A 19,886-nucleotide genomic window follows, 5' to 3' on the forward strand; every position below is an offset into this window, starting at 1 on the left:
AACCGGCGGGGCGGAAATCGGGCACGGGCGTGAACCGGCGGGGGCGGGGATCGAGCGCGGCCGTGAATGTGATGGGGCGCAAGGACGATGCGGATCGAAAGGATGGGCCGGTGCGGCTGAGGCTGGACGCGCTGGACTGGGTGGCGCTGGGGCTGCTTGCGGTCGGACTGGTGTTTCTCGGCAGCGGGCTGCTGCCGGTCGAGCAGGCGCAGGCCACCATGGTCCGGATCGGGCCGATCCTGGTGTTCCTCGGCGCGGTGATCGTGCTGGCCGAGCTGACGGCCGAGGCGGGGGTGTTCGACACCATCGCGATCCGGCTGACCATCCTGGCACGCGGCGACTTCGTGCTGCTGTTCGTGCTGTGCGTGCTGTTCGCGGCGATCACCACCGCCACGCTGAACCTGGACACGACGGCGGTGCTGCTGACGCCGGTCATGCTGGCGGTGGCGAAGAAGCTGGACATCCCGGGGCCGCCGCTGGCGATGACGACGGTGTGGCTGGCGAACACCGCGAGCCTGCTGCTGCCGGTGTCGAATCTGACGAACCTGTTGGCGATGAACCGGGTGGCGCTGAGCGCGCCGGAGTTCGCGCAGCGGATGGTGCTGCCGGAGCTGGCGTCGGTGGCGGCGACCGCGGCCTGCCTGTGGATCTTCTACTGGCACCGGGGCAGGCGCGGGGTGGACCGCTACGAGCCGCCGGCGGCGCCGAGGCCGGCCGATCCGGTGCTGTTCTGGACCTGCGCGGCGGCCTGCGTGATCTTCGTCGCCGGGGTGGTGGCTGGTCTTGAGCTGGCGGTGGTGTCGCCGGTGTGCGCGGCGGTCGTGGTCGTCGTGTTCGTGGTGCGGAAGCGGGATTCGCTGCGCTGGGGCCTGTTGCCGTGGCGGCTGCTGGTGTTCGTCACCGGCTTGTTCTTCGTGGTGCAGACGATCAGCGACCACGGCCTGGCCGGCATCATGCACGCGGTGATCGGCGACAGCGACGGACCGGGCGGCGTGTTCCGGGCCGCCGGCACCGGGGCTGGACTGTCCAACCTGCTGAACAACCTGCCGGCCTACACGGCGGGGGAGGCCGTGGTGCCGACCGCCAACCACGACCAGCTGCTCGGGCTGTTGATCGGCACGAACGTGGGCCCGATCGTCACCCCGTGGGCCTCGCTGGCGACGCTGCTCTGGTACGAGCGGTGCCGGTCGGCGGGCGTGCAGGTGGCGTGGCCGAGGTTCCTGCGCACCGGTCTGGTCGCCGCGCTGGCCTGCCTGGCCGCCGCCACCGGCGCCTTGGTGCTGACCGGCTGACCTGCCGCGCCTTGGGCGCTGACCGGCTGAACAGGCGAATTTAGGGCACTCAACGCACCGGCGCCTTGCTCCTCGTGATCGATCCACTACAGAGTGACGAGCATGTCCTCCCTGCGTGTAGCCACCGTCCTGCGCCTGACCAGCCTGGGCCTCGCCGCGCTGACCGTGGCCGGCACGGTCACGGGTGCTGCGTCCGCCGCGACCGACCGGCCCGCGCCGACCAACCACGTCGTCGGGGCGTACTTCGCCGGCTGGGAGAGCGGCTCCTTCCCGGTGTCGCAGATCCCGGCCAACACCGTCACGAACGTCTTCTACGCCTTCTCCACCATCGCGAACGGCGTGTGCACGGTGCCCGACGGAGCCGCTGCCGACTTCGCGGCGCTCAAGCAGCTCAAAGCGACCCACCCCAATCTCAAGGTGTCGATCTCCGTCGGCGGCTGGGGCGCGGGCGGCTTCTCCGACGCCGCGCTCACCGACGCCTCCCGCAAGAAGCTCGTCACCGCCTGCCTGAACACGTTCTTCGGCACCTACAAGGGCACGTTCGACGGCGTCGACATCGACTGGGAGTTCCCGGTGTCCGGCGGGCCGGCGGAGATCCCGGCACGACCGGAGGACCGGCAGAACGCGACATTGCTGGCCAAGGAGTTCCGGCGTCAGCTGGATGGCCTGGGCGGCTCGCACAAGCTGCTCACGGCGGCGCTGCCGGCGGGCCGGCTGCAGACCGAGGGACCCTACGATCCGGCGGCAAGCTTCGACCTGGGCGGCATCGCGACGGTGCTGGACTGGATCAACCTGATGACCTACGACATGGGCACCGGCTTCTCCACGGTGTCCACGTTCAACGCGCCGATGGCTCCGGTGCCGGCGGATCCATTGGGACAGCCGATGAAACGCTGGAACAACGTCACCGGCGCGGTCCGGTACTACGAGCAGCACGGCGTGCCGGCGGACCGGATCGTGCTCGGCGTGCCGTACTACGGGCGCGGCTTCCACGTGACGCAGGCCGGCCCGAACCACGGCCTGTTCCAGCAGTGGGACACCACCTTCGACCCGGGCAGCTGGGGCGACATCAAGAAGCTGCTGGCGGACCCGGCGTGGGAGCAGCACTGGGACCCGAATGCGCAGTCGCCGTGGCTGTACAACGCCGCCGGGCAGAAGTTCGTCAGCTACGAGAACCCGCGCTCGATCGGCATCCGCTCCGACTACGCCCGCGGCGCCGGGCTGCGCGGCGCGTTCACATGGGAGATCGCCGAGGACGATTCGACCCAGTCGATGCTGACCGCGATGGTCCGACCGTGGCGATGATCACTCCTGGTCGAGCAGCGACGCCAGGATCGTGATCACGTCCCCGTGCAGCGCGTCGATGTCGAGGCTGTCGTCCCCCTCGATGCGCTGCACGGCCGTCAGCAGGGCGGCCAGGCCGCCGTTGCGGGTGACGCACGTGCGGACGATCGCGCGCACGTCGGCGCGGGCGCGGCTGTTGCGCGGGATGGACACTCGGATCTGCATCGGCAGTTCCTCGAGCACGTCGCGACGGGCGACATCGTCCACCATCGACGGCAGCCGCAGGAACGCCTCCGACAGCGCGTGCAGCGCCTCGTCGTGGGTGCTGTGCAGGTCGTGCTGCGGCCAACGGCTTCGCGTGGCGGCGAGCAGCTGCGGCGACTGCCGGATCGCCTGCACGAGCTGACCGACCAGGCGTTCACCGCCCGATACCACCCGAACGACGCCGTCCTCGGATTCGAGCACCGGCGGCAGGGGCGGCGGTTTCGGCAGCACCGCCTGCGTGGTGACCGTGGTGCCCCCGCGCAACCAGCCGGTGCAGTCCGTCTCCTTGGCGCTGACCTGAACCTTGGCGTAGGTGCCCGGCGCCGCGGTCGGTTCGTTGACGACCACCTCGTGGAAGAAGTGGTCGGACACGATCAGCGCAAGGGGTGACTCGCCGCTTTTCAGGATGCTGCGGACGGGCTCGCTGTCCACGAGTCGGCACGCGTGGATCACCGCCGCGGCGGTCGCGCCGCCGTCGTCGAAGAACACCAGCCCGTGGTGCAGGGCCACCCGCAGCCGGATCCGCGCGCCCTCCGCGTAGCGGCTGTTGTGCTCGCGCAGCATCGTCTCCAACGCCTGCGGGAACGGGTGCACCAGGCAGCTCTCCGGCACGTCCGGGCGCACGAAGACGACCACGCCGTCGCCGGTGTCGTTGTGGAATCCGGCCTGGTAGTCGTGCCCGAGCGGGGCGAGCGTGGCGGTGAGCATCTCGCGCAGTCCGGCGCGGACGATCCGGCGGTGGTCCTCGGTGCGGTGGTCACCGCTGAACCCCTCGACGTCGACCACGAGGATCGCCCGGTACACCGAAGGCTGACGGTCAGACATCCGTGTCGTGCCCTCCCAGCAATTACTCTTGCCCAACACCATAGGGGAGGTGATCGCGCTGACCGGTCCGGCCGGCACGTTCTGGGGGCGGCTGACACCGGCCGAGCAGGCCGCGTTCGCCGCGGCGTCGACCCGCAGCGGCTTCGCCGCCGGCGAGGTGATCGTCGGCCAGGGCGAGGAGACCAAGCAGGTCTACGTGGTGCTCAGCGGGCACATCAAGGTCATCGCGGGGGCGGCGGCCGGGCACGGGGTGATGCTCGCGGTGTGCGGGCCGGGCGAGGTGCTGGGGGAGCTGTCCGCGATCGACGGCGAGCCCCGATCGGCCACGATGACCGCCATCGACGCGGTGGACGTGCTGCTGCTGCCGGCGGTCCGGCTCCAGGGGCTGTGCGACGCGCACCCGCGGATCGGCTGGTCGCTGCTCCAGGTGATCGCGCGGCGGCTGCGGGAGACCGATCAGCAGCGCGCGGAGTACGGCGGCGGCAGCACCATGCAGCGGGTGGTGACGCTGCTGCTGGACCTGTCCACTCGACTGGGGAAGGTCGGAGTCGACGGCGTGCACATCGCCTCGCCGTTCACGCAGCAGGAGCTGGCGGAGACGGCGTCCACGTCGAGGGAATCGATGGCACGGGTGTTGCGGGAGCTTCGTGAGGAGGGGGTGATCACGACGGGGCGGGGCTGGTTCGTGATTCACCGGATCGAGCGGCTGCGCGAACTGGTGCGGTGAGGCTCCGGTGGCGGAACCTCACCGCGGGAAGCCCTAGACCCCCGTCACCCCGTCCAGCGCCTCGCGCAGGAAATCGGCGTGACCGTTGTGCCGCGCGTACTCGTGGATCATGTGGTGCATCACCAGCCGCAGCGACACCTCCTCCTCCCACCGCGCGTTGTACGCCGTCACGTCCAGCGACTCCGCCGCCAGCTCGATCTCCCGCGACCGCGCCACCTCGGCCTCCCACAACGCGAAGGCCTCCTCTCGCGTCGCCGAAGAGGCGTCATAGGCCGCCTGGTAGTCCATGGACGGCGAGTACACCAGCCCCACATCCTCCCCGTCGATCACCATCCGGAACCATGTCCGCTCCACCTCGGTCAGGTGCCGGACCAGCCCCAGCAGCGACAGCGTGGACGGCGGGCTGGCCTGCTTGCGCAGGTCCTCGTCGCTCAGGCCCTCGCACTTGACGGCCAGCGTCGCCCGGTGGAAGTCGAGGAACGCCCGCAGCGTCTCCCGTTCGCCGGCGGTCAGCGGCGGTCCGATCCGTTCAGTCATGCCCGACAGCGAACCACACGGCGAACCGGCGGTGTCCATCGTGCAAGTGCACGGCGAAATTTCCTCACGGAAGTTCCGTTCTGTGTCAGGTGACGCAGAACTCACCGCCGCGCCGGGCTACAACTGTCATACCGGCCTGATCAGGCGGGTAGAGGAGGGGACCAGAGATGAACACTCAGAACGAGGAACGCAGGCCCTACGGCCGGGTCTTCGCCAGGGTCGTCCTGACCGCAGTGTTCACCGCGGTGCAACTCTGGGCCGTGGTGGTGCTGCTCACGCAGGTCCACGTGGGCGGCGTGGTCGCCGTCGCGCTGGCCGTGGTGATGGCCGCCGCGGTGCTGGCCGTGATCTACGGCTGGCAGGAGGTCCGCACGCTGAGCCGCCAGCAGACCGGTGACGACGAGCTGACCCAGCGGGTCCGCATGGCCCGCGAGAACACCCGGTTCCTCGACGACTTCTACCCGATCGAGCACCGCCGGCAGCGCGGCCGGGACGAGCGGGACCAGATCGCGGTCTAGGACCGCCCGGACCGGGGGAGGGACCACCCGCCTCGTTGTCGGGGAACGGGGCGGGTGAGCACCGAAGGGGGAGAAAAGGACCGTGGCGCTTCCTGATGGGGCAGGAAGCGCCACGGTTCCTTCGTGTTCGGGCAAAGCCCGACGAGGAAGCGGCCGCTCCGGTTAATCTCCGTCAATGCAGCTGCCGTGGCGGACTTCCGCTCGCACCGGCCTGAGCAGCGGCAGTTCCGTCGTCGTGGCGACGGTAACGGGCCTGCTCCTGGCTTTTGTCGCCGCATCGGCCGTGCTGTGTGCGGTGAGCACCGGAAACGCCGCGCTGAGTTACCAGGCGGGCCGCTCCTGCCCGCAGTCGCTGGCGCCGACGGTCAACGGGCTCGGCGCGACGCCCTCGCAGGCCGAGAAGGTCGCCCGAGACGTCCGAGAAGTCGCCGCGCAGCAGGGGTTCCCGCAGACGGTGTTCGGCGCGTACACCCGCACGTACCACCCGGACCTCGGCGACATCCAGCCGCCGTGGCTGCGGTTCGGCTTCCGCGACGACGCGACGGCCAACCTGCACGTGGTGCGAGGCGGCGCGCCGAACGGCACGTGGCTGGCACAGAGCGCCGCGAGCGACGCGCACATCGGCCTGGGCGCGATCGGCACGGCCGTCCCGCCGGTGACGGCGATCTACTCCGACCTCGACGAGCCGCTGCCGTCGTTCTGGTGCAGCGAGGTCGCGACGGTCTTCAACAACCCGCTCGCCGGCGACGGCGTCAGTTCCACGACCGCCTTCCTGCCGACGCTCGAGGACGTCGCCAAGCTGAACCGGCGGCTGGACCTCTCGGCGCGGTTCCCGGTCGCGCTGCCGAAGACGCTGGCGGAGGCGCGGGATCTCGCCGCCCGCAGCGACCACCTGGCCACCGCGCTGCGTACGAGGCTCACCGCCGACGGGCTCGCGCCTGTCGCGGTGGTGAGCCAGCCGTTCGCGGCGGCCCTCGCCGAGGCGGCCAAGGCCCAGTCCAATGTGATCGCTTTCGTGCTGCCGCTGACTGCGATCAGCCTGCTGGTCGGCCTGGCCGGCGTCGGCGCGATCGCGGCGCAGTGGTGCCAGCGCCGACAGTCCGCGCTGCGGCTGCTGTGGGCCCGCGGCAGCTCGCCGGTGTCGTTGGGGGCCAAGGCGTTGCTCGAACTCGGCGGACCGCTGCTGTTCGGGGCGATCGTCGGTCTGGTCGTCGCGAGGCTGGCCCTGCCCTGGTACGCCCCGGTCGCCGCCCTCGATCCAGGCACTACGACCTGGGCGACGCTGGTTGTGCTCGGGGCCGTCGCCGCAGCCGCGGTTGTTTTGACGGCGACGGCGAGTTGGCGCACGCACCGCATGTTCCAGGCGCCTGCGGCGGCTCGCCGGATTCCCCGGGTGCTGCGGATGATTCCCTTTGAGCTGCCTGTCGCGGTCGCCGCCGTGATCTCGTGGCTCCGCCTGACCGCTCCGACGCCGAAGGTCGGCGTCGTCACGCTGCCGCTGGACGCCTTCGCACTGGCGTTCCCGGTGCTCGTGGTGGTGGTGATCGCCGGCGTCGCCGCCCGGCTCGGGCGGCTGCTGCTGGCCTGGTCGCACCGGCTGAGCGTGTGGTCGCTGCCGTCGGTGCAGCTGGCGGTGCGCCGGCTCGCGGCGGCCAGCACGGCGGCGACGGGCGTCCTGCTGGTGGGTGTCCTCGCCGTCGGCACACTCGCCGTCGGCAACAGCGTCAACCGGGCCGAGCAGAACGCGTTGGCCGGCAAGTCCGGGAACCTCATCGGCGCCACGACGTCCGTGCAGATCTCGACCACCTTCGGCGAGCGCAACCCGGCGCTGCCGTCCACAGTGGACGCGCACGTCACGGTGGTCGGCGTGGTCGACCGGGGCGTCAGCAACATGGTCGCGGTCGACCCGAAGACGTTCGCGAACGGCGCGTGGATCGACCCCGAGCGCCGTGCCGACACCCTGGACCTGGTCGGCAAGCTCGGCCACGGCGCGGCGATCGCCGTCGGCGGCGCGCCGACCGGATCGATCACCGTCCCGGGTTTCACGCCGCTGCACACGATCGGCACGCTGCCGATCTTCCCCGGCATGCCGTCCAACGTCGGCTACGTGACGGCCCGGTCTGACAACACCACCGCGTCGGAGATCAACTCGTTCTACGTCTGGTCCCGCGACGACCCCGACACCGTGCTCAAGCAGCTCTCCGCCGCCGGCATCGAGCACATCGCGTACAAGACGACCGCGATGGCCCTGGACGCGCTGCCCTTCTACACCGTGGCCTGGACCTTCGGTTACATCGCGTCGGTCGGCGCGCTGCTCGCGGTGATCGCCGCGGCCTCGCTGCTGCTCGCGGTCGGCGCGCGGCGCAAGCAGACCGCGCTGTCCGGCGCGCTGGCGACGCGGATGGGGCTACGGCCCGCCACTCTGATCGTCAGCCACCTGTTGGAATTCGGCGCCGTGGCGGGATCGGTGCTGGTGGCCGGCGTGACGGCCGGGCTGGTCACCGCCGCGTTCTCGGTGCCGCGCCTGGATCCCGCGCCGTGGCTGCGGCCGGTGGTGGCGTTGCCGGACTCGGTGGCGTTCGTGCTGCTGGCGGTGGTCGCCGGGTTGGCGGTCGTCGCGGTGGCCGGCTGGATCGCGGTGCGTGGCGTGCGCACCGCCCGAGTCGGGGAGCTGATCCGTGGCTGATGTCCTTGTCGCCCAAGGCGTCGGCGTCGACTATCCGACGCCGGCCGGTGCCGTGACGGCGATCGACGACGTCACGGTCACCGTGCCCGACGAGGGCATCACCGTGTTCGCCGGGCCGTCCGGCTCCGGGAAGTCGACGCTGCTGCGGGTGTTGGCGCTGGTGGAGCGGCCGACCCGGGGCGTCGTCGAACTCGGCGGCGAGGCGGTGAGCGGACGGTCGCACCGGCAGCTGCGGGCGTTGCGGCGGCAGACCATCGCGCTGATGTTCCAGAACCCGTTGGAGAACCTGCTGCCGGAGCTGACCGCCGCGCAGAACGTGATCGCCGCCGCCCAAAGTAATGGTCGTCGGGGCGCTGGGCGCAAGGCGGACCTCGATCTGCTTGATGTCGTCGGCCTCAAAGGCATGGGCGACTACCGCGTGCCGGCGCTGTCCGGCGGCCAGCAGCAGCGGCTGGCGCTGTGCTGCGCGCTCGCCCGTGAGCCGAAGGTCGTGCTCGCCGACGAACCGACGTCCCAGCTGGACGACACGTCGGCGGGGCTCGTGCTGGATTCGCTGAAGGTGTTGGTGGACCGGGGAGTTCCGGTGGCGGTCGCGTCGCACGACGACCGGCTCGTCCACCTCGCCGACCGGGTCGTGCGGATGAGCTCGGGGCGGGTGGCGTGATGGCGTTGGTGGCCAACGGGATCGGCCGGTCCTTCCGGCGGGTCGAGGTGCTGCGCGGGGTCGATCTCGCCGTCGAGCCGGGCGAATTCGTCACCATCGGCGGGCCGTCCGGCTCCGGCAAGAGCGCGCTGCTGTCCATTCTGTGCGGATTCGACCGGCCGGACGTCGGCAGCGTGCTGATCCGGGACGAGGAGCTGGACGGCGCGCCGAGCTGGCAGCGCTGCGCCGTGCTGCCGCAGGCGCTCGGGCTGGCCGGCGAGCTGACCCTGGCCGAGAACACCGCCCTGCCGCTGCTGCTCACGGGATCGCCGGAGGCGCGGTCGCGCAGCGTCGCCGTGCTGGCCGAGCTGGGCATCGGCGACCTCGCCGACCGGTATCCGAACGAGGTCTCGTACGGCCAGCAGCAGCGGGCGGCGCTGGCCCGGGCGATCGTGGTGGAGCCGGCGGTGCTGCTCGCCGACGAGCCGACCGCGCACGTCGACCACGCCAGCGCCGAGGTGGTGCTGACGGTGCTGCGCCGGGTGGCCGACCGCGGCACAGCGGTGATCGCGGCGACGCATGATCCGCGGGTGCACGCGGTGGCCGATCGCCGGCTCCGGCTGGACAAGGGCCGCCTGGTGGCGTAGCCAGGAGGGCATGCGGGAGGCCATGCAGCTGATCGGCGGGTCGCGGCGCATCACCGTGCTGACCGGGGCGGGCGTGTCGACGGCGTCCGGCATCCCCGACTTCCGCGGGCCGAACGGCGTGTGGACCAAGGATCCCGAGGCGCAGCGGCTGTCGTCGCTGCAGGACTACCTCGCCGATCCCGAGGTGCGGCAACGGGCCTGGCGCAGCCGGGCCGTGCATCCCGCGTGGACGGCGGAGCCCAATCCCGCGCACACGGCGCTGGTCGACCTCGAGCGCTCCGGCCGGCTGCGGGCGTTGCTGACGCAGAACATCGACGGGCTGCACCAGCGCGCCGGCTCCGATCCCGAGCTGGTCGTCGAGCTGCACGGGTCGCTGATCGAGACGGAGTGCCTGAGCTGCGGGAACCGCGCGCCGATGGCGGAGGCGCTGGCGCGGGTCGCCGCCGGCGAGGCTGATCCGCCGTGCCATGTGTGCGGCGGGATCATCAAGTCGGCGACCATCTCGTTCGGACAGGAGCTCGACCAGGACGTCCTGCGCCGGGCCCAGCGGGCGACGCTGGACTGCGACCTCTTCCTCGCCGCCGGCACCTCGCTGACCGTGTACCCGGCGGCGGCGCTGCCGGAGCTGGCCGTGCGGGCCGGGGCGCGGCTGCTGATCTGCAACGCCGAGCCGACGCCGTTCGACGAGCTGGCCGACGCCGTCGTGCGGGAGCCGCTGAGCGAGTCGTTGCCCGCGCTGGTGGCCGCTGAAACGATCGAGCCCAAGGGGCGCCTGTCGACATGGGGCGATCCTTCGACTTGGTAGTTAAGGTGCATGGATGCGGGTCCCACTCACCGTCAGTGACTTCCTGGACCGTGCACAGACGGTCCTCGCCGACAGCGTCGCGATCGTGGACGAGCCGAGCCAGCCGGCCGATCCCGTCGCCACCACCACCTACCGCGAGCTCGCCGGGCGGGTCCGCGCCTGGCAGGCCGGCCTGGACGCGCTCGGCGTCGGCGAGGGCGAGCGGGTCGCCGTCGTCAGCCACAACTCCGCGCGGCTGATGGAGCTGCTGCTCGCGGCCCCGGCCAGCGGGCGGATCTGCGTGCCGGTCAACTTCCGGCTGCGGGCCGACGAGATCGCGTACATCGTCGAGCACAGCGGGGCATCGGCGCTGCTGGTCGACCCCGAGCTGGACGAGTCGCTGAAAGAGGTGACCGCGGCGCACCGGTTCGTGCTCGGCCCGGAGACCGAGCAGCTGATGCGCTTCGACACCGAGCCGCGGCCGTGGTCTGAGCCCGACGAGGACGCCACCGCGACGATCAACTACACCTCCGGCACGACCGCCCGGCCCAAGGGCGTGCAGCTGACGCACCGGAACATCTGGGTCAACGCCGTCACCTTCGCGATGCACACGCGGGCGTGGGAACGCGACGTCTACATGCACACACTGCCGATGTTCCACTGCAACGGCTGGGGCATGCCGTACGGGCTGACCGGCGTCGGCGCGCGGCACATCGTGCTGCGCAAGGTCGACGGGGCCGAGATCCTGCGGCGCGTGGACGAGCACGGCGTGACGCTGATGTGCGGGGCGCCGGCCGTGTGGAACGCGGTGCTGGACGCCGCGCAGACGTGGAGCGGCGAGATCCCCGGGCGGGACAAGGTGCGGATCGTGTGCGCCGGCGCGCCGCCGCCGACCCGGACCATCGCCCGCGTGCAGGACGAGCTCGGCTGGGAGTTCCTTCAGATCTACGGCCTGACCGAGACGTCGCCGCTGCTCACGTTCAACCGGACCCGGCCGCAGGACCTCGACCTGCCGCCGCTGGAGCGGGCCGCCAAGCTCTCCCGGGCCGGCGGCGCGGCGCTCGGCGCGCGGATCGCGATCTCCGACAGCGGCGAGGTGCTGGCCCGGTCCAACGTGGTGCTGGACGGGTACTGGCAGAACCCGGAGGCCACCGCCGACGCCCTGGACGGCGGCTGGTTCCACACCGGCGACGGCGGCTCGATCGACGACGAGGGCCACGTCGTCATCTCCGACCGGCGCAAGGACGTGATCATCACCGGCGGCGAGAACGTGTCGTCCATCGAGGTGGAGGACTGCCTGTTCAGCCACCCGGCGGTGGCCGAGGTGGCGGTCATCGGCGTGCCCGACGAGAAGTGGGGCGAGACGATCAAGGCGCTGGTCGTGCTGGCCGACGGGGCGGCGGTGGGGGAGGCCGAGCTGATCGCCCACTGCAAGCGGCGGCTCGCCGGCTACAAGGCGCCGACGTCGGTGGAGTTCCGGGAGTCGATCCCGCGCACGGCCACCGGCAAGATCCAGAAGTACAAGCTCCGCGAGCCGTATTGGTCTGGCCGCGACCGCAAGGTCAACTGAACCAATCCCGCGAGTCCCGCTCGGCGTCAGGGCGAATGTGTGAATTCGTTTCACGCATTCGCCCTGTTCGTGGGCGGGACTCGCGGGCGTATTAGGCCGTTTGTGTTACACGAGTGGTTGATGGTGGGTGAGTTTTCAACGGGATGTGTGGCGTCAGATGGGGCACGAGTGGCACAGTGGCATCGTGCCTGGTTGACGCCGTTCGGCGCAGTGCTGCTGCTCCGTTCGGCCCAGCCGCGCGAGGAGGTGTGCGGTGGTCCGAGTCCGAGCGACAGTGCTGGCCGGGGTGGTCCTGGCCGTCCTGGTGGGAGCGGCCGCGCCCGGCGCCGCCCTGCCCCCGCCGCCGAGCAACCCCTCCGATTCGGACATCAGCGCCGGCCAGGACGCCGTCAAGGACAAGGCGGCCAAGGTCGGCGACCTGTCCAACCAGGTGGCCGCCGCCGACGCCAAGCTGTCCGACCTCCAGGACCAGGTCGAGGCCCGGATGGAGGAGGTCAACAAGGCCCGGGTCGACCTCGAGGCGGCGCAGGCGGCGGCGAAGCAGGCCGGCGACGACGCGTCGGCCGCCAAGCTGGAGGCCGACGCCGCGGCCAGGGCGACGGACGACGCCCGCAAGCGCCTCGACGACTTCGCCGCGGCCAGCTTCTCGCAGGGCAGCGCCGTCGGTGGCTTCTCCGCCCTGTTCGACGCCACGAGCCCGGACAACCTGCTGGCCCGCGTGCAGATGCTCAACGCCGTCAGCGCGACCGAGCTGAAGGCCATGGACGTGGCGCAGCGCGCCGACGTGGACCGGGCCAACAAGGACTCCGCCGCCCGCAAGGCGCTGGAGATCGCCAAGCAGAAGCAGGACGAGGCCGACGCCGCCAAGAAGAAGGTGGACGCCGCGATGGCGGCCGCGATCGCGGCCCGGCAGGCCGAGGCCGACCAGGAGAAACAGCTCCAGGCGTCCAGGTCGGACATGGAGAGCCAGCTGTCGGCGGCGCAGGCCAACGTCACCGACCTCCAGGCGCAGCGCCAGCGCTACGACGACTGGCAGGCGGAGAAGAAGAAGGAAGACGAAGCGGCGGCCGCCGCAGCCGCCGCCGCGGCGGCCAGCCGTCCGGTGGCGAACCGCCCGGCACCGCCGTCCGTCCCCGTGGCCGCCGCCGGTCGCGCCGCCGCGGTGATCGCCCGCGCGATGGCCGAGCTGGGCATGCCGTACGCGTGGGGCGGCGGCACGCCGAGCGGCCCCAGCCGGGGCTTCAGCGACGGCGGCGGCGACGCCGACTACTACGGCGACTACAACAAGATCGGTTTCGACTGCTCCGGCCTGATGGTCTACGCCTTCGCCGGCGTCGGCATCTACCTGCCGCACTACAGCGGCTACCAGTACTACGCCGGCGCGCACGTGCCGCTGTCCCAGATGGCCCCCGGCGACATGCTGTTCTACGGCAACCCCAGCGACATCCACCACGTCACCATGTACATCGGCGGCGGCCGGATGATCGAGGCGCCGTACTCCGGCTCCTACGTCCGGGTCGTGCCGGTGCGCTGGGGCGAGATCATGCCGTACGCCACCCGCGTCCTCTGAACCATCGCCAGCGGGGTCAGCAGGATCAGGATGCCGGCGGCGGCGATGGCCGTGCGGGGGCCGAGCAGGCCGGCCAGCAGGCCCCAGCCGGCGGTGGTGGCGGCGATGCTGACCTTGGTGGTGACGGACCACGCGGACAGCACCCGGGCGACGGTGTCGGGCGTGGAGTTCTCCAGCCGGGCGGTCGCAGACACGGGGGCGTAGACGCTGCAACAGGTGATGATCCCGAACTCGACGCCGATCACGAGCAGCAGCCCGGGCAGCCCCGGCGTCACGAGGGCCAGGAACGGCACGGGGATCACGCGCAGGATGCTGGTGGCGAGCAGCACGCGGCGCGGCCCGAAGCGGGCCACGAGCGGGCGGGCCAGCCGAGAGCCGACCAGGCCGCCGAGGCAGGGGATACCGAAGGCCAGGCCGTACTGCCACGGTGCGAAGCCGAGGTCGCCGAGCATCAGCACGGACAGCAGCGGCGCGGTGGCCATGAGCAGCCCGTTGAACAGGGCGCTGTTGAGGAACAGCGGCCGCAGCACGGGGTGGCGGAGGATGTGCCGCCAGCCGTCGAAGACTTCGGCAAGAGTGAGCCGGGGCACGAGGCCGGGAACGGCCTCGCCATGGCGAATCGAGCGGATGCCGAGCGCCGACAGCAGGAAGCTGACGGCGTTGGCCACGACCGTCGTCAACGGGCCAACCGCTGCTATCGCCACCCCGCCCAGCGGTGGGCCGACGGCGGTCGCTGCCCAGGTGGTGGCCTCGAAGCGGCTGTTGGCGGCGAGCAGATCGGGTCCGGCCACCAACGACTTCAGGAACGCCCCGCTGGCGGCCGTGAACACGATGTCCGCCGCCGCGACCACCATCGACACGACCACGAGCTGCCAGAAAGCCAAGCCGCCCAAGGCATACGCGAGCGGCAGGGTCAGCAGCGCCCCGAACCGGAGCAGGTCCGTCGCGATCATCACGGGGCGCTTGCGGCGGAACTCGATCCACGGTCCCAGCGGCACGGCGAGCAGCGCGCCGACGACCAGGCCGGTGGCGGCCAGCAGCGACACCTCGGCCGGGCTGCTGTGCAGCACCAGGATCGCCACCAGCGGGAAGGCGTCGAACGCGAACCAGGTGCCGACCGTGCTCGCGGCGTACGCGGCCCACAGCCGGCCGAAGTCCCTACCCATGAACCGGATCATCTGCGGCCGGCTCGCTCCGGATCAAACAACCCCGCCCCGGCGAGCCACAACCGACGGTTGTAGCCTCGGCCGGTGGACCTCAACGCGGTGCGGACCTTCGTGGTTGCCGCCGACGAGGGCCGGTTCCAGGACGCTGCCGACGAGCTCGGCATCAGCCAGCAGGCGGTCTCCAAACGCGTCGCCGCCCTGGAGAAGGACCTCGGCGTCCGGCTGTTCACCCGCACGGCACGGGGCATCCGGCCGACCACGGACGGCGAGGCGTTCCTGCCACACGCCCGCGCCCTGCTCGAAACGGCCGACCGCGCAAGGGAATCCGTGCGCCCCGGGCGGCGGCCGTTGCGGGTCGACGTGCTCGGCCGCCGATCGGTCTGCGCGGCGATGCTGCTGGAATTCCACGGCCAGCACCCGGAAATCGAGCTCGAAGTGGTCACGCTGCCCAATGGCGCCGCCGCCATGGCCGCCCTCCAGGCCGGCACGATCGACGCCGCGTTCTGCGCCCAGCCGACTCCGCCGCCGGACGGCGTCCGCACGATGCGCGTGCACGACGAACCCCTGCACCTGTTGGTCGGCCTCGGCCACAAGCTGGCCGACGCCGTCGAGCTGACGCCGAAAGACCTTGCCGGGCACCGGATCTGGATTCCCGGGATCGTGCCCGGCGCGGAGTGGGGCGTCTTCTACGACGAGCTGGCCGCCGCCTTCGGCCTGTCCATCGACGCCACCGGACCGAACTTCGGCAGCGAGCACATGCTGGGCCTGATCGCCGACACACCGGAGCTCGCGACGTTCTGGGGCACCGGGGTCCGGCCGGCCCGAACCGAGGGCCTGCGGCTGATCCCGGTCACCGCGCCGACGCCGGTCTACCCGCACTCGCTGATCTGGCGGGCCGACAACCCGCATCCGGGGCTGGTGGCACTCCGCCGGCACCTGGCGAAGAACTGGCGGTCCACGCGGCGAAGCGCCACCTGGACCGCCAGCTGGGTCAGGGAACCGGCGCCGGAGTGACCGACAGCGCCCGCACGATGTCCTCGACGCGCTCCTTGGCGTCGCCGAACAGCATGCGGCTGTTGTCCTTGAAGAACAGGGGATTCTGCACGCCGGCGTAGCCGACGGCCATGGAGCGCTTGAACACGATGACGTTCTGCGCCTCCCACACGTGCAGCACGGGCATGCCGGCGATCGGGCTGCCGGGATCGTCGGCGGCCGGGTTGACCGTGTCGTTGGCGCCGATCACCAGCACCACCGAGGTCTGGGCGAAGTCGTCGTTGATCTCGTCCATCTCCAGCACGATGTCGTACGGCACCTTGGCCTCGGCCAGCAGCACGTTCATGTGCCCGGGCAGCCGGCCGGCCACCGGGTGGATGCCGAACCGGACGTTCACGCCGCGTTCCCGGAGCTTGCGGGTCAGCTCGGCGACCGGGTACTGGGCCTGCGCGACGGCCATGCCGTAGCCGGGGGTGATGATCACCGACTCGGCGTCGCGCAGCAGGTCGGCGGTGTCCTCCGGGGTGATCTCCCGGTGCTCGCCCTGCTCGATCGCGGCGAACGTGCCGGCCTCGACGCCGAAGCCGCCGGCGATCACCGAGATGAACGAGCGGTTCATCGCCTTGCACATGATGTACGACAGGTAGGCGCCCGAGGAGCCGACCAGCGCGCCGGTGACGATGAGCAAGTCGTTGTCCAGCAGGAACCCCGAGGCCGCCGCGGCCCAGCCGGAGTAGCTGTTCAGCATGGACACCACCACCGGCATGTCGCCGCCGCCGATGGAGGCCACCAGGTGCCAGCCCAGGGCCAGCGCGATCGCCGTCACCGCGACCAGCAGGCCGAGATTCGGCGTGACGACGAAGAAGATCGTCAGCACGGCGAAGGCGACCAGCGCGCCGAGGTTGAGGAAGTGCCGGCCCGGCAGCGTCATCGGCGCGGACTTGATCCGGGCCGACAGCTTCAGGAAGGCCACGATCGAGCCGGTGAACGTGACCGCGCCGATGAACACGCCGATGCACACCTCGGCATGGTGGATGCCGGGCAGGTCGCCGGCGTCGCCGTCGAGATAGCCGTTCCAGCCGACCAGAACCGCGGTCAGACCGACGAAGCTGTGCAGCAGCGCGATCAGCTCGGGCATGCCGGTCATCTCGACGACCCGGGCCCGCCACAGTCCGATGCCGCCGCCGGCCACCATCGCGACGATCAACAGCACGACGCCGAGCACGGCCATTCCCCGGAGCGCCAACACGATGGTCGCCACCAGGGCCAGCGTCATGCCGGCGATGCCGAACACGACGCCGTTGCGGGACGTCTCGTGCTTGGACAGTCCGGCCAGGCTCAGCACGAACAGCAGCGCTGCGACGAGGTATGCGGCCTGGGCCGCCGTTGCCACGGTCATGGGTCAGCTCCTCGAGAACATGCGGAGCATGCGCCGGGTGACGGCGAATCCGCCGAAGACGTTGATGCTGGCCAACAACACCGCTGCGGCGGCCAGTACGGTGACGACCATGCTGCCGCGGCCCAGTTGCAGCAGCGCCCCCACGACCACGATGCCGGAGATGGCGTTGGTGACCGACATCAGCGGCGTGTGCAGGGCGTGGTGCACGTTGCCGATCACGTAGAAGCCGATCACCACCGACAGCGCGAACACGGTCAGGTGACCGATCAACTCGTTGGGGGAGAAGCCGACCAGCAGGAACAGCGCCACCGCGGCGGCCGCCACCAGCGCGTGCCGGGCGCGACGGGGCTGCGTCGGTTGTTGTTGCGGCGCCGGGGTTTCCTGCTGCTGTTGCGGTGGCGCGGCGCTGACGCTGATCTTGGGTGGTGGCCAGGTCGTCTCGCCGTCGCGGACCACGGTCATCGCCCGCAGCACCACGTCGTCGAAGTCCAGCACGATCTCGCCGTCCTTGCCCGGCGTCAGCAGCTTGAGGAGGTTCACCACGTTGGTGCCGTACAGCTGCGAGGCCTGCGCCGGCAGCCGGCCGGCCAGGTCGGTGTAGCCGATGATCGTCACGCCGTTGGCGGTGACCACCACCTCGCCGGCGACGGTGCCCTCGACGTTGCCGCCCTGCGCGGCCGCCATGTCGACGATCACGCTGCCGGGCTTCATGGTCGCCACCTGCGCGGCGGTCACCAGGCGCGGCGCCGGCCGGCCCGGGATCAGCGCGGTGGTCACGATGATGTCGACCTCGCGGGCCTGTTCGGCGTAGATCTCGGCCGCCCGCTTGTCGTACGCCTCGGAGGTGGCCTTGGCGTATCCGTCGGTGCTGGCTTCCTGTTCCACGTTCACGGCCAGGAACTCGCCGCCCAGCGACTTCACCTGCTCGGCGACCTCCGCGCGCGGGTCGGTCGCCCGCACCACCGCGCCGAGGCTGCTGGCGGTGGCGATCGCGGCCAGCCCGGCCACGCCCGCGCCGGCCACCAGCACCTTGGCCGGCGGGACCTTGCCGGCGGCGGTGACCTGGCCGGTGAAGAACCGGCCGAACACGTTGGCCGCCTCGATGACGGCCCGGTAACCGGCGATGTTGGCCATCGAGCTGAGCACGTCCAGCGACTGCGCCCGGGAGATGCGCGGCACCGCGTCCATCGCCAGCGCGGTGATCGGCCGTTCCGACAGCGCCTCGACCAGTTCCGGCCGCAGCGCGGGGCCGATCATGCCGATGAGGGTGGCGCCCTCGTGCAGGGCGCCGATCTCCGACTCGGTGGGCGGATCGACCTTGATCACGACGTCGGTCGCCCACACCTCGCCGCGGTCCGCGATCCGGGCCCCGGCCTGCGCGTACGCCTCGTCGGGGAAGCTGGCGGCGGCGCCGGCGCCGGACTCGACCAGCACCTCGTAGCCGAGAGCGGAGAGTTGGCGCACGGTCGCCGGGGTGGCCGCCACCCGCGTCTCGCCGGCGGCCGACTCGGTGACCACGCCCAGTGTCCGACCCATCACGGCTCCTGTCCGTCCGTCGCTGGCCCCCGTGTTCCATCTTCCTTCACGATGACCGTTCCGCGACCGATTTCGGTTCACACGTGAACGCCTCGGGGGATCTTCCCCGATCTCGGCCCGACCCCGCCCGGTGATTCGCCGAGCACGGGATCCAGGTGTCTACAGTGCACACGATCTGGCGTTTCGCCTAGCCTTGACCAGGTTCACCGTGGGGATCATCACTGGACCGTGCCAGTTGTTTCCAGCGCCGCCAGGCGTGGGACCAGCGTCAACGACGCCGCCAGCACCACGCCGCCGATGATGACGGGCGCTCGCACATCGAGCACGGTGCCGAGCACGCCGCCCAGCGCCGCCCCAACGGGGCCCGCGCCCCACCCGATCAGCCGGTAGGCGCTGGTGACTCGGCCCATCAGCGCACGCGGCACCAGCCGTTGGCGGATGACCACCGCCTGCACGTTCCACAGCATGATGCCGAACGCGCCGAGGGCGTAGGCGACCGCCAGAACTGGTATGGACCACGCTACGCCGGCCAGCAGCAGGCCGCAGGCGATCAAACCGATGGACAGGCCGAGACCGGTCCCGGGTCGCAGACGTTTGCGGACCGCGCCGGCGGCGAGGCTGCCGAGCAAGCCGCCGACCGCGCCGGCAGCCAGCACGACGCCGTACACGGCGGCGGGCGCGGCCAGCACGTGCACGATGAGCAGCGCCAGCATGGTTGTACCCATTTGGAGGCACAGGTTGGCCAGCCCCAGTTCCAGCGCCAGCAGGCGCAGGCCGTGTTGCCGCCACAACCACCGCACGCCCTCGGCGATGTCGGCGCGCAGGGTGGCGGTCCGGTCGGGGCGGGCCGGATCGTGCCGGGTGCGGATGGCCAGCACCAGCAACGCGGCGATGACGAACGAGACCGCGTCCAGCACCAGCGGCGCGCCGGTCGAGACGGCGAACAGCGCGGCCCCCAGCGGCGGCCCGAGGAACTGGAAGCTGATGAGCTGAATGACCTGGAACCGGCCGTTCGCGGCGGCCAGGTCGGCCGGGTCGGGGCCGAACAGGTCGGCGATGAAGCTGCTCGATGCGTTGTCGAAGATCGCGCCGACGCTGCCGAGCACGAAGGTCATGGCGGCCAGCGCCCACAGCGGCGGGGCGGTCGTGAGGACCCAAACGGCGAACGCGCCGACGACGACACCGCGCAACAGGTCCGAACGCCACATGATCGTGCGACGGTCGTGCCGATCCGCGAGGGCCCCGCCGAGCAGGGTGAACAGCAGGATCGGGACCGTGCCGGCGAAGCCGACGACGCCGGCGGCGGCCGGCGTCGGCGACAGTGCGACGGCCAGCAGCGGCAGGGCTGCCGTGCGGACGCCGTCGCCGAGCTGGGAAATCCCGGCCGCGGCGAAGAGTTTGCGGGAATCGGTCCGATCACGCGTAGTTGCCCCCATCGGGGGAGT

The 19,886-nt window shown here is 71.3% G+C and carries 17 protein-coding genes; 11 read left to right on the plus strand and 6 right to left on the minus strand.

Annotation, left to right across the window (positions count from 1 at the left end; translation table 11 throughout):
• Positions 1 to 110: 110 nt before the first annotated feature.
• Entirely contained in the window at positions 111 to 1,292 is a 1,182-nt protein-coding gene (locus BCF44_RS07070) for an ArsB/NhaD family transporter (RefSeq protein WP_246014873.1), read from the plus strand.
• 102 nt (positions 1,293 to 1,394) lie between these two features.
• Entirely contained in the window at positions 1,395 to 2,597 is a 1,203-nt protein-coding gene (locus tag BCF44_RS07075; protein WP_116173313.1) for a glycoside hydrolase family 18 protein, read from the plus strand.
• Here the strand turns inward: BCF44_RS07075 and BCF44_RS07080 are convergent, their stop codons facing one another.
• Positions 2,598 to 3,665 carry an effector-associated domain 2-containing protein gene (locus tag BCF44_RS07080; protein WP_147328416.1) on the minus strand — a complete coding sequence of 356 codons (1,068 nt, stop codon included), beginning with the start codon at positions 3,663 to 3,665 and terminating at the stop codon, positions 2,598 to 2,600.
• A gap of 49 nt (positions 3,666 to 3,714) precedes the next feature.
• On the opposite strand from BCF44_RS07080, the gene BCF44_RS07085 reads away from it, so the two are divergent.
• Positions 3,715 to 4,392, plus strand: a complete 678-nt coding sequence (locus BCF44_RS07085; RefSeq protein ID WP_147328417.1) for a Crp/Fnr family transcriptional regulator — start codon at positions 3,715 to 3,717, stop codon at positions 4,390 to 4,392.
• A 33-nt stretch (positions 4,393 to 4,425) separates the two neighbouring features.
• Here BCF44_RS07085 and BCF44_RS07090 read toward each other — a convergent pair whose 3' ends face one another.
• Positions 4,426 to 4,929 carry a DinB family protein gene (locus BCF44_RS07090; protein WP_116173589.1) on the minus strand — a complete coding sequence of 168 codons (504 nt, stop codon included), beginning with the start codon at positions 4,927 to 4,929 and terminating at the stop codon, positions 4,426 to 4,428.
• 167 nt (positions 4,930 to 5,096) lie between these two features.
• Here BCF44_RS07090 and BCF44_RS07095 point away from each other — a divergent pair, with 167 nt between their 5' ends.
• The 7 genes from BCF44_RS07095 to BCF44_RS07125 all read left to right on the plus strand — a co-directional run bounded on the left by BCF44_RS07095 (position 5,097) and on the right by BCF44_RS07125 (position 13,347).
• Positions 5,097 to 5,447, plus strand: a complete 351-nt coding sequence (locus BCF44_RS07095; protein ID WP_116173316.1) for a hypothetical protein — start codon at positions 5,097 to 5,099, stop codon at positions 5,445 to 5,447.
• A 175-nt stretch (positions 5,448 to 5,622) separates the two neighbouring features.
• Complete coding sequence (locus BCF44_RS07100) at positions 5,623 to 8,133, plus strand: hypothetical protein (protein ID WP_116173317.1); 2,511 nt, start codon at positions 5,623 to 5,625, stop codon at positions 8,131 to 8,133.
• Positions 8,126 to 8,797, plus strand: a complete 672-nt coding sequence (locus BCF44_RS07105) for an ABC transporter ATP-binding protein (protein WP_116173318.1) — start codon at positions 8,126 to 8,128, stop codon at positions 8,795 to 8,797. The genes BCF44_RS07100 and BCF44_RS07105 overlap by 8 nt, the downstream gene beginning before the upstream one ends.
• Positions 8,797 to 9,423, plus strand: a complete 627-nt coding sequence (locus tag BCF44_RS07110) for an ABC transporter ATP-binding protein (RefSeq protein ID WP_116173319.1) — start codon at positions 8,797 to 8,799, stop codon at positions 9,421 to 9,423. Before BCF44_RS07105 ends, BCF44_RS07110 begins: the two co-directional genes overlap by 1 nt.
• Before the next feature lie 10 nt (positions 9,424 to 9,433).
• A complete protein-coding gene (locus tag BCF44_RS07115; RefSeq protein WP_170217376.1) occupies positions 9,434 to 10,228 on the plus strand; it encodes an SIR2 family NAD-dependent protein deacylase in 795 nt (264 codons plus the stop codon).
• Between the two features lie 13 nt (positions 10,229 to 10,241).
• Entirely contained in the window at positions 10,242 to 11,777 is a 1,536-nt protein-coding gene (locus tag BCF44_RS07120; protein WP_116173320.1) for an AMP-binding protein, read from the plus strand.
• Between the two features lie 253 nt (positions 11,778 to 12,030).
• A complete protein-coding gene (locus BCF44_RS07125) occupies positions 12,031 to 13,347 on the plus strand; it encodes an NlpC/P60 family protein (RefSeq protein ID WP_116173321.1) in 1,317 nt (438 codons plus the stop codon).
• On the opposite strand, the gene BCF44_RS07130 is transcribed toward BCF44_RS07125, so the two are convergent.
• Complete coding sequence (locus BCF44_RS07130) at positions 13,284 to 14,513, minus strand: MFS transporter (protein WP_379799920.1); 1,230 nt, start codon at positions 14,511 to 14,513, stop codon at positions 13,284 to 13,286. The genes BCF44_RS07125 and BCF44_RS07130 overlap by 64 nt on opposite strands.
• An 84-nt stretch (positions 14,514 to 14,597) precedes the next feature.
• Between BCF44_RS07130 and BCF44_RS07135 the strand changes: the two genes are divergently transcribed.
• A complete protein-coding gene (locus BCF44_RS07135) occupies positions 14,598 to 15,527 on the plus strand; it encodes a LysR family transcriptional regulator (RefSeq protein ID WP_116173323.1) in 930 nt (309 codons plus the stop codon).
• On the opposite strand, the gene pntB is transcribed toward BCF44_RS07135, so the two are convergent.
• From pntB to BCF44_RS07150, 3 genes are all read right to left on the minus strand, one after another.
• Positions 15,505 to 16,905 carry a Re/Si-specific NAD(P)(+) transhydrogenase subunit beta gene (gene pntB, locus BCF44_RS07140; RefSeq protein ID WP_116173324.1) on the minus strand — a complete coding sequence of 467 codons (1,401 nt, stop codon included), beginning with the start codon at positions 16,903 to 16,905 and terminating at the stop codon, positions 15,505 to 15,507. The genes BCF44_RS07135 and pntB overlap by 23 nt on opposite strands.
• Before the next feature lie 3 nt (positions 16,906 to 16,908).
• Entirely contained in the window at positions 16,909 to 18,441 is a 1,533-nt protein-coding gene (locus tag BCF44_RS07145; protein ID WP_116173325.1) for a Re/Si-specific NAD(P)(+) transhydrogenase subunit alpha, read from the minus strand.
• Positions 18,442 to 18,659: 218 nt separating this feature from the next.
• Complete coding sequence (locus BCF44_RS07150) at positions 18,660 to 19,877, minus strand: MFS transporter (RefSeq protein WP_116173326.1); 1,218 nt, start codon at positions 19,875 to 19,877, stop codon at positions 18,660 to 18,662.
• Positions 19,878 to 19,886 lie beyond the last annotated feature (9 nt).

Source organism: Kutzneria buriramensis (assembly GCF_003387475.1).
In the GTDB taxonomy this organism is placed as follows: domain Bacteria; phylum Actinomycetota; class Actinomycetes; order Mycobacteriales; family Pseudonocardiaceae; genus Kutzneria; species Kutzneria buriramensis.

What these genes read in the sequence shown, in the direction of transcription:
- BCF44_RS07120 (WP_116173320.1), top strand. Translation starts at nt 10,242, where the DNA reads ATGCGGGTCCCACTCACCGTCAGTGACTTCCTGGACCGTGCACAGACG.
- BCF44_RS07110 (WP_116173319.1), top strand. Translation starts at nt 8,797, where the DNA reads ATGGCGTTGGTGGCCAACGGGATCGGCCGGTCCTTCCGGCGGGTCGAG.
- pntB (WP_116173324.1), bottom strand. Translation starts at nt 16,905, where the DNA reads ATGACCGTGGCAACGGCGGCCCAGGCCGCATACCTCGTCGCAGCGCTG.
- BCF44_RS07130 (WP_379799920.1), bottom strand. Translation starts at nt 14,513, where the DNA reads ATGGGTAGGGACTTCGGCCGGCTGTGGGCCGCGTACGCCGCGAGCACG.
- BCF44_RS07100 (WP_116173317.1), top strand. Translation starts at nt 5,623, where the DNA reads ATGCAGCTGCCGTGGCGGACTTCCGCTCGCACCGGCCTGAGCAGCGGC.
- BCF44_RS07150 (WP_116173326.1), bottom strand. Translation starts at nt 19,877, where the DNA reads ATGGGGGCAACTACGCGTGATCGGACCGATTCCCGCAAACTCTTCGCC.
- BCF44_RS07115 (WP_170217376.1), top strand. Translation starts at nt 9,434, where the DNA reads ATGCGGGAGGCCATGCAGCTGATCGGCGGGTCGCGGCGCATCACCGTG.
- BCF44_RS07145 (WP_116173325.1), bottom strand. Translation starts at nt 18,441, where the DNA reads ATGGGTCGGACACTGGGCGTGGTCACCGAGTCGGCCGCCGGCGAGACG.
- BCF44_RS07090 (WP_116173589.1), bottom strand. Translation starts at nt 4,929, where the DNA reads ATGACTGAACGGATCGGACCGCCGCTGACCGCCGGCGAACGGGAGACG.
- BCF44_RS07075 (WP_116173313.1), top strand. Translation starts at nt 1,395, where the DNA reads ATGTCCTCCCTGCGTGTAGCCACCGTCCTGCGCCTGACCAGCCTGGGC.
- BCF44_RS07095 (WP_116173316.1), top strand. Translation starts at nt 5,097, where the DNA reads ATGAACACTCAGAACGAGGAACGCAGGCCCTACGGCCGGGTCTTCGCC.
- BCF44_RS07080 (WP_147328416.1), bottom strand. Translation starts at nt 3,665, where the DNA reads ATGTCTGACCGTCAGCCTTCGGTGTACCGGGCGATCCTCGTGGTCGAC.